Below are 15119 nucleotides of genomic sequence, written 5' to 3' on the forward strand. Positions count from 1 at the left end.
CCGGATCAGCGGAGGTTGTTCAACGCTTCCTTGTCCAGCGGCTCCTCATCGTCATCGTCCAGCGGCTTGGCACCCGTATAGGTCCGCCACTTCTCCAGGACCGCCCGCATATCCGGGGGGAGCCCGCTTTCAAAGTGCATGCGCTGGCCGCTGGCGGGATGATCGATACTGAGCGTACGTGCATGCAGCGCCTGGCGCGGCAGCAGGCGGAAGCAGTTCTCCACGAACTGGCGGTACCTGGTGAAGGTGGTGCCCTTCAGGATGCGGTCCCCACCATAGGCCGCGTCATTGAAAAGCGGATGTCCCGTCCACTGCATGTGAACGCGGATCTGGTGGGTGCGGCCGGTCTCCAACTTGCATTCCACCAGTGTCACATAGCGGAAGCGTTCCACCACCCGCCATCGCGTCACCGCCGTTTTGCCTTGGTCGCCTTCGGGATAGACGAACATCACCGTGCGGTCCTTCTGGCTGCGGCCGATATTCCCCTCGATCACGCCCTCATCCTCGGCGAAGTCGCCCCAGACCAACGCCAGGTAGCGCCGGTCACTGGTGCGCTGGAAGAACTGGCGCGCCAGATGCGTGAGCGCCTCCTCGGTCTTGCCCACCACCATCACACCACTGGTGTCCTTGTCCAGGCGGTGCACAAGCCCAGGCCTGGGGATCTCCGCGCCAGGCACAGCAGGCAGCTTGCCGAAGTGGAAGAGCAGCGCGTTCACCAGGGTGCCGGTCCAATTGCCATGGCCCGGATGCACCACCAGGCCGGCGGGCTTGTCCAACACGATCAGGTGCTCGTCCTCGAACAGGATGTCCAGCGGGATATCCTCCGGCAGCAGCTCCACTTCGCGCTGCGGGTAGGGCAATACGATGCTGATCTCGTCCCCGGGCTTCACCTTCAAGCTGGGCTTGGCGGCCTTGCCGTTCACCAGCACGTTGCCCGCCTTGGCCGCGGTCTGTATGCGGTTGCGAGAGGTGTTCGGCAACCTGTCGAACAGGAACTTGTCCAGCCTGATCAGCGACTGCTTGGGATCGCAGACGATGCGGTGGTGCTCATAGAGCTCCTGCTCATCCTGCGCAATGTCGATCGCATCCTCCGCCATCAGCGCAGGATGAGCAATCGTGCCTGGCCCAGTGGCAGTCCCGCATGGTCCAGCACGCGCACCAGATGCAGGCCGTTGGCCATGGCGTCCGTGGACACCGGCTGTCCGGGGCTCCACGCCTGCTCCAGCACCAGCCGCCCCGTGGCGTCCAGGCATTGCACACGCTCGCCGCCATGCGTTTCGGGCAGGCTCAATTGGAAGCTCTCCGTGGCGGGATTCGGGTATACGAGGAGCTCATCCCCCATCACCACCGGCTCCTCCACACCAAGGAAGGGATCCACCGCGGAGACGAACACGGGCCGCATCATCAATGATCCTTCGTGGACGGTGATCTGCCAGTTGAGCCCGGTGCGGAAGAAGATCTTGTTGTTGTTGTTGCGGTTCTTGTCGAAGCCCAGGTTCATCTTCACGTTGTTCGTCTGCGTCCAGCCTATGTAGAACGTACCGTCCACCCAGATGGTGGAATCCAGCGGATACTCCACGAACTTGTCGTGGCCGTGGTCACGGTACTCCGGCGATGAGAAGGAGAAGTTCTGGTGGATGATCACCGGTTCCGGCGTCAACTGCTTCCACACGGTGATGAGGAAGGAGCCCTGCGTGGGCTGCTGGTCCGGCGGTGGGTTGGCCATGGGCAGGAAGTACATGCGGATGGCGCGCAGCGAATCGCCGCCCACGATGTCGAATCGGTGGGCGAGTTGCGCACCGGCGATGTTCAGACTGTAGCCCGCCTCGGCGCTGCCATCATCATAGCTGTAGTAGTTGCTCAGTTCCTGCACGAAGGTGATCGTGTCGTTGTAGCGGTTCACATCGGGCGTGGTGTTGGTGATGAACCGCACACGCCAGAACGCGGCGTCCTCACTGAGCGAGGTGTCGTAGGTGAAGTTGTTCGGTGCGCTGTTGATCGGGTGAACGCTGGGGAAGATGGTGTATGCGTTGTTGCTGGTGTTGTTCCCGTAGCTCGGCGGATCGAAAAGCACCGGGCCTTCGTCCAGCCCGGCCTGCATGCGCCAGGTGACGAAGCGGTCGTCATCGTCCAGGTTGCGCTGGAGGGTCGTCACCGATTGCGCCATGTACGAGCCCGGCGACTGGCTGAACTTGTTGAAGGGCACCGAGGTGTATGTCTCCAGCAGTGTGGAAGCGGGCACCATCCACGCCACGTCGGTGAGCGTGGTGTCGCTTTGGGTGCGGTTGGCGGCCAGGCGCACATAATCCAGGTGCCAGTGGTCGAATGCGCCGCTCAGGGTCGCGTAGTTCTTGAAGCGCATGCGGAAGCCGTTCTGCAGGTAACGGAACTCCTTGATCGGGATCATCACCTGCTGGAAGGGGATGAGGATGCTGTGCGGGCGGCTCCACACCTTGTACCAGAGGTTCTCCTGCGGGGCGAAGAATTCCAGCACCAGGCTGTCCTGCGGTTGGGATTGATTGTCGCCGCTGAGGCCCTGCGGTTGCACGAAGAAGCTCAGGTAGATGGAATCGCTCGCCGGGTGGAACATGTCGATGGGCACTGAGGTGAGCTTGTCGGCCACGCCATAGGCCAGGTAATTGCCGGCTTCGTAGGGCAGCCCATTGCGCGCGAGGCCGTCGAAGGTGGCCACACCCACGGTGGGCGGGTTCACGGGATAGTTGCCATTCACGAAGACATCATCGTCCTCCCACAGGATCAAGGGGCCGATGTTGCCGCCCGTGTTGTAGGTGTCGGGCACCGGAGGCACGAGGTACACCAGAAGGGAATCCTGCGTCCACGGCGGGGAAATGATCCAGAGCGTGTCGGCCGGGGGCACCTGGAGCGAATCGATGATGTTGTAGGGCGGCCAGGCGGTGACGATGTTCTCCGTGGGGGGATAGACCGACAGGTTCCGCACGGTGAGCTGCACGGAAGGCAATGCCTCGCTGGAGAAGATGATGGTGTCGGGATCCGACTGGTCCACGATGAAGCGGAAGGTGGTGTCGTTGGCGAAGGCCATGTCAGGCGTGGAAACGCCATCCACGGCCAGCCGGTAGATGGTCTCCTGCAGGGTGACGCCCGGGTCGTCCGGCTTCGCCCAGCGCTTGCGGGTGCGGTCCACGGAGAAGTCGTCCACGATGGGCAGCGTCTGTGGCAGGTTCTGGTAGATGAAGTATTCCTTGCCGCCGGACTTCCGGAGTGCTTCCAGTGCTTCGGGCACCGGCCGCATGGTGAGCGGCATGAGCACTTCGCCCCCTTGCTGGGCGAACACGCCGGCCTGGGCACAGAAGAATCCGAAGGCCGTGAGGGTGTTACTGGTTCTCTTCATCATCTTCCTCTTCCTCTGTTTCGCGGTAGCGATCGGGGTCGTCCCAGCCCGGTGTGGGCCGCAGCCCGGTGGTGTCGGCCGTGAGCCAGATGTCGATCATGCTGCCATAGGCGATCCGGTTGCTGGCATCGGCCACCGGTGATTGGCGGCGCACCCTCGCCAACGCGGAATCGCCGGGGGTATTGCAGCCCTCGCAGTCCACCACCACACCCAGGTTCAGGGAGGCCATGTTCAGCACCATGCCCACCTCGGCGTGCGTAAGGCCGCGCAGGTCGGGTACGGGGACCCGGCCGCCCTTTTCGCCACTGCCCAGCACCAGCGTGATGGATTCACCCTTGCGGATGCGCGTGTCCGGCTCGATCGGTTCGCCTTTGTAGAGTTGGGCGATGACACAATCCGTGCAGGGATCCGGCTTGTACTGGAGTTCCTTCACCTTCAGGCCCAGGATGTCCAGGATCGAAAGTGCCTGCCGCTTGGATAGGTCCACCAGCCGGGGCATGTCGATCATCTTCGGCTGGTTGGCGTTCATCACCACGTACACCTTGCGGCCGGGTTTCACATCGCGTCCCGCAGCGGGGTCCTGGTCCACCACGCTGCCCTTGGGCCGGTCGTCGGTGTGCACCGAATCGATGACCATCAATTGCAGGTCGCGCCGCGCCAGGATATCCGTGGCCTCCTCCAAGGACAACGCTCTAAGGTCGGGAACACGCACGCTGACCTCATGCCGCGTGTAGGAGCGCAGCCACATCCAACCGGCACCCAGCAGCAGGACCAGCAGGACCAGGGGCAGCGCCAGGCGGAGGAGACGTTTGCCGGACATGGTGGGTGCCTTGGGCCTGATGGGCCTTGGGCGGGGCGCGGCGAAGATAGGCGGCATGCCCACCGCGCGGCGAGGTTTGCGGAGCGCCGGGCCCGCCCGCATCTTTGCCCGCCAACACCACCATGTCACGCCCCCTTGTCGCCGTCGTCCGTGGCGGGTATTCCGGCGAATCGGTCATCAGCCACCAGAGCGCCGTGAACATGGCGCAGGCCATCGACCGCACACGCTTCGAGCCTCTCTTCGTCACCATCACCCAAGGGGCATGGGCCTGCGCCGACCTGGAAGAAAGCCCCCTGCCGTTCGACCGTGGAGCCTTCGCCGTGGACCGCGGCCAGGGACCCGAACGCTTCGTCGCAGCGCTGATCGCCATCCACGGCACACCGGGCGAGGACGGCAAATTGCAGGGCTATCTGGACATGCTGGGCGTGCCCTACCAGACCGGTGGCGTGCTGAACATGGCGCTCACCTTCAGCAAGTCGGCCACCACCGGTCTGCTCGGCCAGCGTGGATTCCCGGTGGCGCCTTCGGTGCTCCTGATGAACGGCGATGCCGGCCATGCGGAACGTGTGGCCACGCTGGGTTATCCCTGTTTCGTGAAGCCCGACCAGAGCGGCAGCAGTCTGGGCGTGTCCAAGGTGAAGGCGCCCGGCGAGTTGCGGGCGGCTTTGGACAAGGCCTTCTCCGAATGCGCCACAGTGCTGGTGGAAGCCGCCGTGCATGGGCGCGAACTCACCTGTGGCGTGATGGAGGGACCCGATGGACCCATGGCCCTGCCCATCTGCGAGGTGCGCACCACACGCGAGTTCTTCGATTATGAAGCGAAGTACCATGCGGCCGATACCGAAGAACTCGTGCCGGCACCGATCCCGGATGATGTGGCGGACCTGGTGCAGCGACGCTCCGCAGCCATCTACCGCGCATTGGATTGCCGCGGTCTGGTCCGCGTGGACCACTTCTGGGATCCTGCCGCCAGCGGCGATGCCGCCTTGGTGACCATCGAACTCAATACGGTGCCGGGCTTCAGCGAGGCGAGCATCTTCCCCAAGATGCTGCGTGCGGCGGACATCGGTGTGGAGCAGGCGATCAATGGGCTGGTGCACCGGATGCTGACGCGCTGAACCGCCCTTCTTCGCCGAAGATCCTTGACGCCAGGATCATCGGCGGGATCCACGCATGCGACAGCACTGGCGACGCGGCCCTTCAGCCATGCTTCGACAAGCGCTCCACCAGACCGGCCATCGCCCTTGCCCGGTGACTTGTTCTGTTCTTCTGGTCGGTGCTCATCTCGGCGAAGGTGCTGTCCAAGCCTTCCGGCACAAAGACAGGATCGTAGCCGAATCCTCCCCGGCCGCGTGGCGCCATGGTGATGCTTCCCTCCACCACACCGTGGAACAACTCCTCGCCATGCCGGTGCACGAAGGCGATCGCCGTGCGGAAGCGTGCCCTGCGATCCGTCACACCCTCCATTTCCCGCAGCAGGCGCGCCACGTTGCGGTCAGCATCCCGCTCCGGCCCCGCATATCGCGCGCTGTACACCCCGGGCGCGCCGCCAAGGGCATCCACCTCGAGTCCGGTATCGTCGGCCACACAAGGCATGCCGGTGCGTTCGAAGGCGTAGCGCGCCTTTTCCAGCGCGTTGGCTTCGAGCGTGTCGCCCGTTTCAGGCAATTCCACATGCAGGCCCGCATCGGCAAGCGCGAGCACCGTGGTGCCCGAAGGCAACAGGGCCATCAGTTCATCGCGTTTGCCGGCGTTGCCGGTGCAGAGCAGCAGTGGTTCCATGGGCGGCGAAAGATCGTACTTTCGCCCACCCCGGAGCGATCGGCGACCCGCGCCACACCGGAGTTTCAGCGATGACGCGCATGCGGATCGAAGTGGACGCCAAGGCCTGGCGATGGATACCCGACCTGCGGGAACTCGTCCACCACCGCGACCTCTTCCTCACCCTCTCCTACCGCGACCTGCGTGTGCGCTACGCCCAGACGGCACTGGGCCTGCTGTGGGCTTTCTTCCAGCCGCTGGCCACGCTGCTCATCCTCACCCTCATCTTCGGCCGTGCGGTGCAGGTGGACACCGGGGGCCTGCCTTATCCGCTCTTCGCCATCACCGGTGTTTCGGCATGGACCTATTTCGCCTTCGTCCTGAAGGAATCCGGCGGCTCGATCATCGGTGCGCAGGAGATCGTGCGCAAGATCTGGTTCCCCCGCCTCATCATTCCGCTCAGCAAGGCCACCGTGGGCCTGGTGGACCTGGCCGTGGCGCTGCTGGTGATGGTGGTGCTCTTCATCCACCACGGCATCGCACCGCATTGGGGGCTGGCACTGGCCTTCCTGTATCTGCTGGGCATCATGGCCTCGGCGGTGGGCGTGGGCATCTGGGTCAGCGCCCTCAGCATCCGCTTCCGCGACCTGCAGCATGTGGTGCCCTTCATGATCCAGTTCGGACTCTTCGTTACACCGGTGGCCTATCCCGCCGAGGCCATCATGGGGTCCATCCCGAAATGGGCCCAGGTGCTCTATTTCCTCAACCCCATGGCGGGCATGATCGAAGGTTACCGCTGGGCACTGCTGGGCGTGGGCGATCCCGGCGGCATGTGCCTGTTGAGCATCGCCTCGGCCGTCGTGCTTTTCGTCACGGGTCTCGTCTATTTCCGTGTGATGGAACGGCAGGTCGCCGATCTGGTCTGAGGCTGAGCCATGAGTCGGATGATCACCGTGGAAGGCCTGGGCAAGCGCTATCGCCTGCAAGGGGACGGCACCCTGGACCTGCGTGCGGGCGTGCTCGCCAATATCCGGCGCATGCTGGCCCGGCCCAGTGAGCCTTTCTGGGCACTTCGCGACATCTCCTTCAGCGTGGACGAAGGACAGAGCCTCGGCATCATCGGCCGCAACGGCGCGGGGAAGAGCACCTTGCTGAAGATCCTCTCGCGCATCACCTTCCCCTCCGAGGGCCGCTTCACCGTGGAAGGCCGCATGAGTTCCTTGCTGGAGGTGGGCACCGGTTTCCATGGTGAACTGAGCGGGCGGGAGAACATCTATCTCAACGGCACCATCCTGGGCATGCGCCGCGCGGAGGTGAAGCGCAAATTCGATGAGATCGTCGCCTTCTCCGGCGTGGAGCAATTCATCGACACGCCCGTGAAGCACTACAGCAGCGGGCAGACCGTTCGGCTCGCATTCGCCGTGGCGGCGCACCTGGAACCCGAGGTGCTCATCATCGACGAGGTGCTCGCCGTGGGCGACGTGGAATTCCAGCGCAAGTGCCTGGGCAAGATGAAGGACGTGGCCACCAGTGGCCGCACCGTGCTCTTCGTGAGCCACAACATGGCCGCGGTGAACAGCCTCTGCGACAAATGCATCCTGCTGGACCATGGCCGCGTGGACCACATCGGAGATACCGCCGAAGTGACCCGACGATACCTGAGCCGCAACGACGAGGCCGCGCACGGGGAGATGGACCTGGGCCAGCTGCCGATGAACATCGGCCACGAGGCCCGCTTCCGCCATGCACGCTGGGTGGACCGGGAGGGACGCACCATCCAGCATGCCAAGGTCACCATGCCCTTCGGCCTGGAGATCGAACACGAGGTGCTGCGTGACGGCTTCAAGCCACAACCCGTGGTGCTCCTATTCAACTCGCAGGGCGAACAGGTACTCACCTCCTACCCCGGCATCACCACGCCGCTGGGCAACGCGCCGGGCCGCTACCGCACCAGCGTTTGGCTGCCCGCCGACCTGCTGAACGCCGACACCTACTACCTCACCCTGTGGCTGGTGACCTGGCTGCCCTACAAGGCGCACCAGCTGGCGGAGAACATCATGAGCCTGGAGGTGCTGGACGACATGGCCTCATCCACACACCCGCCTTCGGACCGCAAGCTGGGCGGGGTGATCAGACCGAAGCTGGAATGGCGCATCGGGGCATGATCCCGGCGATGGACATCCTGGTGATCAGCTTCTCGAACCTGGCCACCGATGCACGTGTGCGGCGCCAGATCGGTGCGCTGTGCGACAGGTACACGGTGGGGACCGCAGCGCTCGGCGCCGATGGCCGCGAAGGGAAGCTGCATTGGACATTGCCCTGGGAGGACCACCATCTGGGTCTTCCGCCCTTGCTGCGCAAAATGGTCTCCGCTGGCATGCACGCCAGGCGCTACATCACGCGCCATGTGCTGCGCGACCCCGAGGCCGCATATTGGGAGGGCCATCGCCGCGCCGCCTGGCGTATGATCCGTCATCTGCGGCCGGCTCTCATCATCGCCAATGATCTGGACGCCTTGCCCTTGGCCATACGCCTCGCTGATGGACGCGCCAAGGTGGTCTTCGATGCGCACGAGTTCAGTCCGCGTCAGCACGAGAACGATCCGGAATGGATGCGGGAACACCAGCCCATATGGGAATACCTGTGCAAGCGATACATGCCGCTGGCCGACGCCTGCTTCACGGTGAGCGAGGGCATCGCGGAGGCCTACCTGGAACTCACGGGTATCCGGCCTGCGGTGCTCACCAATGCGGTGCCCTATGAAGAACTCTCACCTGTGACCACCGATCCGCGCCGGATCAAGCTCGTCCACCACGGCATGGCCTCGCCCCAACGCCGCATCGCGGAACTGGTGGAAATGATGGATGCGCTGCGCGATACGCATGAGCTCCACCTCTTCCTGCGACCCGCGCGCAACGCGGCCTATGGCGAACGCATCGCCGCATTGTGCGCGACAAGGGACCATGTGCATCTGCATCCCAGCATCGCACCGGACGACATCGCGCGCGCCATCAACGCCTTCGACATCGGCGTGCACCACCTGCACGCGGACACCTTCAACCACCGGTACGCGCTGCCGAACAAGCTGTTCGAGTTCGTGCAGGCACGCCTCGCGGTGGTGGTGACACCGAATCCGGCCATGGCGGATCTCGTGCGGAAACACGATCTGGGACCAGTGGCCAACGGGCATTCCATGGAAGCCGTGCTGGAAGCGATCCGCGCACTGGATGCAGGAAGGATCATGCGGCACAAGGCGGCGGCCAACGCCGCGGCGCGGGAGCTCTCCGCGGAACGTGGCGCGGACCTGCTGCGCGAGGTGGTGGCCCGCCTGCTGGGCCATTGAACCACCGGGCCGGAGCCAGCTCAATACGCCCGGCTACATTTGCGAGGCACCCCAAGCCTGCGTCCGGGGCCTGCCCACAGGGCCATGCGCCCATCTCTCATCGCCCATGACCGACCTGCTGACCAAGGCCCTGCTGCGCTTCTCCAAGCATGTACCTCTTCCCCACCGCTGGAGCTGGCGGATCGGCATGCGCGATGAACTCGCCTTCTGGGACCGATACATCGCTGCCAACTACGCCCCGGTCAAGGGCCAGGCGCCTACCGAAGAAGGCCGCTTCCGCACCGATCCGGCAGCGCCACTGCAGGACACCTTTTGCGCTTTGCTCGCCCATGTGCGGGAGGAGAAGGTCCAGATCCTCGATGTGGGTTCAGGGCCGCTATCGCGCGTGGGGAAGACCATGCCCGGCAAGCACATCTCGCTCATCGCCACCGACCCGCTGGCCGAGGCGTACATGCGCCTTTGCCGCAAACACGGCGTGGTGCCACCAGTGCCGCCCATCGCCTGCGACGCCGAGGAGTTGGACAAGCACTTCGCACCGGACAGCTTCCATCTGGCACATGCGAACAATTGCCTAGACCACGCCTACGATCCCGTGAAGGCCATCCGCAATATGCTGGGGCTGGTGAAGCCCGGCTGCCACGTGTATCTGCGGCACGAAGTGAACGTGGCCACTGGCGCCGATTTCGTGGGCATGCACCAATGGAATTTCCGACTCGGCCCCCGGGGCGAGTTCCTCGTGAGTGACCGCGATACCACGGTGGACATGGACGAACTCCTCCGCGCGGAGGCCGAGATCACCTCCCATGTGGAGGGCATGTTCGTCGTCAACATCTTCCGCAAACGCTGATGGCCACCCTGGCGCAACGGAACGTTCACCCGCCCAAGCGATCTTCCCCGCATGGTTGATGCGAACGGCGATCTGGTCGTTGGCGGAGCTGATGGCCCCCTTCCGGCAGTGCTGATCGTCTGCCAGGCCTTTCCACCGGCCAATCATACAGGCGCCCGTCGCCCCTACCATCTGGCCAAGGCCCTTCGCGACGCGGGCCACAGGACCAGTGTGCTCACCATGGACCTGAAGGGAACCGATCCCTGGGCCGCGGACCTGGAAGGTATCGAGGTATTGCGTCTTCCCATGACCCGGATGCCGCGCGGACTTGGCCCCTTGCAACGATTGCTGGCCCATGCATTCTGGTCGTGGGAAGGGAAGGCATCCCATGCGGTGGTGCGCACCCTGGCCTTTCTCTTCCTGCCTTTGGATCTCGCCTCGCGCATGGATCTCGACGAGGAGGTGGTGGAGCGCCGCCTGGGCCGAAGCCCCATTGTGGTGGCCACGGGCCCATGCTGGTCCATGCTGGAATTCGGGCACCGCCTGGCCAAGCGCTGGCATGCGGTGTACCTGCCCGATCATCGCGACCCCTGGAACGTGTGGAACCCGGAAGTGGGACTTCGCACGGTGACCTGGTACGGAAGCGGCCTCTCAGGCTGGTTGAAGCGGCGGCACATGGAGGCTCTGGAGCGGCGTTTCACAGCCAACGCGCACGGCTTCACTTTCGCCACGCATGGCCTCATGGAGAACGCCAAGCGCGTGATCGCCGGAAGACCCGCGCAAGTGGTGATGAATGGCGCCGACCCTGGCCCGGCCGGCGAGGTCACGGCCCACGGCCACCTGCGCGTGGTGCATACCGGACGCTTGTACCATGAACAGGAGTGGAACATCGTCATCGGCGCATTGGACAGGCTCCACCGGGCTTCACCCGGGCGGCCCCCCCGTTTGCTGGTCGAGCTCTGGGGCGCGAGAACGGAGGATGAACAACTGCTGGAAGCTTTGCGCGCCTGCGGCGAACGCACCGGCCTGTTGCGCATCATGGGGCGTGCGGGCCGCGAAGAGACCCTGGCCCTGCAACGCTCGGCGGACCTGCTCCTGCACGTGGCCTTCAAAGGCAAGCGCGGCATCGTACCGATCAAATTCCTGGAGTACATGCGCTCCGGCAGACCCATCATACAGGCCGGGTCCGGCCAGGATGAATTGGGCGCCATGCTCGCTGAGACGCGCACCGGCCGCGTCGCGGGCGATGCCACGGTGCTCGCCGATATGCTGGCGCAGGCCTGTGGTAACAAGGAGGCCGGCGAAGCGATCGCCCATGAGCCGCTGGAGGACAAACTGACCGAATTGGACTGGGAGAACCGCATGTTGGCCTGGGTCAAGTTCATCCGTGACATCTTCGCGGCCCGGACCGATCCGGCATGGAAGCGCCCCTGATCAGCATCATCATGCCCGCCTACAACGCGGGCCGCTACATCAGCGAAGCCATCGCCTCGGTGCTGGCCCAGGACACGTCTGACTGGGAACTCATCATCGTCAACGATGGAAGCACCGACGACACGCGCGAGGCGATCGCCCGCTACACCGATCTGCGGATACATGTGTTGCATGAGGAGAACGGTGGTGTGAGTGCCGCTCGCAATGCGGGACTCGGCTTCGCGCGAGGCAGATACATCTGTTTTCTGGATGCGGACGACCGCCTTCCAGCCGGGAGTCTGGCGGCGCGCGCCAAGGTTTTGGATGAGGAGCCGGGAACCTCGTTCGTCGATGGCGTCGTGCTTCCCCTGGAAGATGAGCGACCCGATGCGACGCCCTTGTACCGGCCCACCTTCCGCGGTGCGCCCTTCGGCGAACTGATGCGCCTGAGTGGGTCGTGCTTCTTTGGCCCCACCTGGATGATCCGCAGGGAGATCATCGGCGACAGGCGCTTCCCGGAGCATATGCGCCACGCCGAGGACCTGGCCTTCTACCTGAGCATCGCGCGCGATGGCGTCTACGGGTCCACGGAGCGGCCCGTGCTGCTTTACCGACGGGGGCATGGATCGGCCATGTCCGACCTGGACGGCCTGGATCGCGGATACCAGGCCTTGTTCCGTTTCGCGCAGCACCTGGAGCCCAAGCCTTCCGAAGGGGACCTCGGCCTGATGCGGCGCAAGATCCGCAGGGTGATGATGCGCGGCTACCTGAAAGTGGGCCGGCCTTGGCGCGCCATGCGAGCCTGGTTCCGCCGCATGCCGGTGGCATTGCCCAAAAGGCCGGTGCAGCGTGTGCTATTCCTGAGCTATTGGAGCCTGCGCGAACCACTCACCGCAGCGGCCATCTTCCCCTACCTGCGGATCCTCTCCGACCGGCCCTCCATCAAGGACATCCATCTGGTGACCATGGAGACCACCAGTGATTTCCTGCCCGATGTGGACCTGGCCATCCCCAAAGTGGAACATGTGGCGGTCCTGCCCCGCTTCAAATGGTGGTTCCTCCTTTCCAAGGTGGATCTCTACCTGAGGTCGATCGGCACCATATCCCGCCTGGTACGGCGCGAGGGTATAGACCTGATCATGGCCAAAGCCTCCATGGCGGGCGCCATCGCGCACTTCGTGCATCGTCGTACGGGCGTGCCGTACAACGTGGAATCATTCGAACCCCACGCCACCTACATGGTGGAGTGCGGGGTATGGCCCAAGCGGGGCCTGCGCTTCCTCTTCGCCGACCACATGGAGCGCGTGCAGCTGCACCACGCCAGCAACATCATCACCGTCACCTGGAACCATGCGCGCGACCTGGTGCGCGAAGGCCAGGACCCCTGGCGTGTGCATGTGATACCCTCCATCACCGATCTGGAACGCTTTCGCTTCCAGCCTGAGGATCGGGCCGCCGTAAGGCAGAGGCTCGGCATTCCCGCCGACGCCACGGTGGGTGTCTACGTGGGCAAATTCGGCGGACTCTATTTCGACCGGGAAGCCTTCCACATGTTCAAGGAGGCGTTCAAGCATTTTCCTGACCTGCATCTGGTGGTGCTTTCACCCATGGATCCCACGGTGATAGAGGCGCGTGCCGCCGAAGCGGGCATTCCCGCCGATCGCTTCCATGTGAGCGTGGCCGCGCACACCGAGGTGCCGGCGCATCTGTCGGCGGCGGACCTCGCCTTCAGCCCCATCAAACCAGCGCCCATCAAGCGCTACCAGTGTCCCATCAAGAACGGCGAGTACTGGGCCAGCGGATTGCCGATCCTGATGACGGACGGCGTGGCGGACGAGCATCTGCTCATGCGCAAGGGCATCGGCGGTGCGGTCTACGGCACCGACCTCTCGGGCCTCGATGAGGCCTTCGCCACCATCAAGCGCATCATGCGCGAACCGGACTATCGGGCATCCATCACACGGTTGGCGGAGCGCTACAAATCCGTGCGTATCGCCGAGGAGGTCTACCAGCGCATCCTTTAGCGCATGGCGCCTTGTGCCGCCAGGATGGGTCCTCGCATGCCGCGCGCGCCCCTCCCTCCCGGGTGTTCCTTCCGCGCCATGGGCCTGCCGGTCTTCCGGTCCGGATCCCCGTCCACGAAACTCTCGAAGTCGAAGCGCCCGCCCCCCGCCAGAGCGGCACGCCGGCGGTCCAGGATGTGCGCGGTGATGAACATGGCCGCGACGAAGAAAGGCAGCAAGGGGATCTTGAACCGCACCATGGCGCCGAAGTTGGGCGTGGTGATGGCGATCATGAAGGCGTAGCCCACCGCGAAGAAGTAGCACATCTGCAACAACGGGTTCCTCAGCAGCAGCGTGAAGAAGAAGACGAGCCGCGACCGGTACAGGATGTACAGCGCCAGCAGGAGCAGGAAAGTGTTCTCCAACCCGGCCAGGAACATCACCACGTTGTTGCTTTCCACGATCATGGGCCGGAACAGGCCCGCGAAGGTGGCCTGCGGAAATTTCGACAGCACGCTTTCCCAGGTGGGCTCAATGTCGCCAAGGTCGAAGAAATTCTCACCGTAATGCTCGCTCCGCTTCATGTCCTTCTGGTTGAGCACCACGGTGTCCAGGGCCTTGTCCAGGGAGAACTTGCTCAGGCGGTCACCGAGACTCTCCAGCGTGATGATCGTCCCCACCACCAGCAGGACCATGGCCACCGGCAGGAACATCACACGCACCAGCGCATTGCGGATATTGGCCACGCGCTGATAGAGCACCCAGAGCAGACTTGCTGGGAAGATGGTCATGAAGATGTAGGGCTTCAGACCCAGGAGGATGATGGACGCCACGACCATGTTCACCCAGCTTGTGAAACCTCCCTGCCTGAGCATGAACACGCGGTCCAGCGCGTAGACGTACCAGCACAACGCCGTGAAAGTGAAAGTGTCCTTGAGGATGCCCGAACCCCAGAACACCGAGGAGGGCAGGAAGAGCACGGCCACGGCCAACTGCCATTGCAGCTTGGGATAATACCGGACCAGGGTGCGGTACAGCCGCCACACCCCACCATAGGCCAGCACGCTTACCGCCACAGCGCACAGCAGGTAGCTCTGGAAAGTGATGATGGTGAAGGGACTGATGAGGCGCACCAGGAGATAGGACCTGCTGTCGAAGTAGATGTAGGACATGGGATACCCGGTGCGCAGGGTGAACAACGCGGACCGGTTCTCCACGCTGTTCTCCATGACCAACGCCTGCGCGTAAAGGATGGGGTCCTCCCAAAAAAGCTTCGCCAGCGGCACGCTGGACAGGAAGTAGCTGATGGTGTCACCATTGGCGTAGTAGTACACGTAGGTGAGCGAGAACAGCGCCGCCCCGATCATCTTGATGTACAGACCCCAGAGGTAGTAGCGGTACTCGGGATATCGCTTGATGTTCGCGTTCTTCTCCCGGGCATGCCAGAGCCCCACGGCGGCCAGCATCAGGAACAGCACGAAGTACTCCCAGATGGCGATGTTGACCGGGCTCTGCGAATCGCTGAAATACATCGTTGGAAAGCGCCTTCCAAAGATAGCCGGGCATTCCGAGGACTACGGCAA

The 15119-nt window shown here is 63.9% G+C and carries 12 protein-coding genes; 7 read left to right on the forward strand and 5 right to left on the reverse strand.

Annotation, left to right across the window (positions count from 1 at the left end; genetic code table 11):
• Positions 1-5: 5 nt before the first annotated feature.
• Genes KIT10_07330 through KIT10_07340 form a run of 3 tightly spaced genes read right to left on the reverse strand, consistent with a single transcriptional unit; the run spans position 6 to position 4190 of the window.
• Positions 6-1097 (reverse strand): RluA family pseudouridine synthase, encoded by a 1092-nt coding sequence (locus KIT10_07330; protein MCW5899067.1) that lies wholly within the window; start codon positions 1095-1097, stop codon positions 6-8.
• Positions 1097-3370: a T9SS type A sorting domain-containing protein gene (locus KIT10_07335; GenBank protein MCW5899068.1), complete on the reverse strand. Its 2274-nt coding sequence runs from the start codon at positions 3368-3370 to the stop codon at positions 1097-1099. Before KIT10_07335 ends, KIT10_07330 begins: the two co-directional genes overlap by 1 nt.
• Entirely contained in the window at positions 3354-4190 is an 837-nt protein-coding gene (locus KIT10_07340) for a PASTA domain-containing protein (protein ID MCW5899069.1), read from the reverse strand. The genes KIT10_07335 and KIT10_07340 overlap by 17 nt, the downstream gene beginning before the upstream one ends.
• Positions 4191-4312: 122 nt before the next feature.
• On the opposite strand from KIT10_07340, the gene KIT10_07345 reads away from it, so the two are divergent.
• Positions 4313-5308, forward strand: coding sequence for a D-alanine--D-alanine ligase (locus KIT10_07345; GenBank protein ID MCW5899070.1), 996 nt, complete (start codon positions 4313-4315; stop codon positions 5306-5308).
• Between the two features lie 82 nt (positions 5309-5390).
• Here KIT10_07345 and rdgB read toward each other — a convergent pair whose 3' ends face one another.
• The gene (gene rdgB, locus KIT10_07350; GenBank protein ID MCW5899071.1) at positions 5391-5972 is read right to left on the reverse strand and encodes an RdgB/HAM1 family non-canonical purine NTP pyrophosphatase; all 582 of its coding nucleotides are present in this window, start codon (positions 5970-5972) and stop codon (positions 5391-5393) included.
• Positions 5973-6043: 71 nt separating this feature from the next.
• On the opposite strand from rdgB, the gene KIT10_07355 reads away from it, so the two are divergent.
• From KIT10_07355 to KIT10_07380, 6 genes are all read left to right on the forward strand, one after another.
• Positions 6044-6877 (forward strand): ABC transporter permease, encoded by an 834-nt coding sequence (locus tag KIT10_07355; protein ID MCW5899072.1) that lies wholly within the window; start codon positions 6044-6046, stop codon positions 6875-6877.
• An 18-nt stretch (positions 6878-6895) separates the two neighbouring features.
• On the forward strand, positions 6896-8116 hold the full coding sequence (locus KIT10_07360) for an ATP-binding cassette domain-containing protein (protein MCW5899073.1): 1221 nt from the start codon (positions 6896-6898) through the stop codon (positions 8114-8116).
• Positions 8113-9294: a glycosyltransferase gene (locus tag KIT10_07365; GenBank protein ID MCW5899074.1), complete on the forward strand. Its 1182-nt coding sequence runs from the start codon at positions 8113-8115 to the stop codon at positions 9292-9294. The genes KIT10_07360 and KIT10_07365 overlap by 4 nt, the downstream gene beginning before the upstream one ends.
• Before the next feature lie 106 nt (positions 9295-9400).
• A complete protein-coding gene (locus tag KIT10_07370) occupies positions 9401-10141 on the forward strand; it encodes a methyltransferase domain-containing protein (protein ID MCW5899075.1) in 741 nt (246 codons plus the stop codon).
• A gap of 51 nt (positions 10142-10192) precedes the next feature.
• Positions 10193-11554 (forward strand): hypothetical protein, encoded by a 1362-nt coding sequence (locus KIT10_07375; GenBank protein ID MCW5899076.1) that lies wholly within the window; start codon positions 10193-10195, stop codon positions 11552-11554.
• Positions 11539-13557, forward strand: a complete 2019-nt coding sequence (locus KIT10_07380) for a glycosyltransferase (protein MCW5899077.1) — start codon at positions 11539-11541, stop codon at positions 13555-13557. Before KIT10_07375 ends, KIT10_07380 begins: the two co-directional genes overlap by 16 nt.
• On the opposite strand, the gene KIT10_07385 is transcribed toward KIT10_07380, so the two are convergent.
• A complete protein-coding gene (locus tag KIT10_07385) occupies positions 13554-15068 on the reverse strand; it encodes a hypothetical protein (GenBank protein MCW5899078.1) in 1515 nt (504 codons plus the stop codon). The genes KIT10_07380 and KIT10_07385 overlap by 4 nt on opposite strands.
• Between the last annotated feature and the right edge of the window lie 51 nt (positions 15069-15119).

The sequence above is a fragment of the Flavobacteriales bacterium genome (genome assembly GCA_026129465.1).
In the GTDB taxonomy this organism is placed as follows: Bacteria; Bacteroidota; Bacteroidia; order Flavobacteriales_F; family PHOS-HE28; genus PHOS-HE28.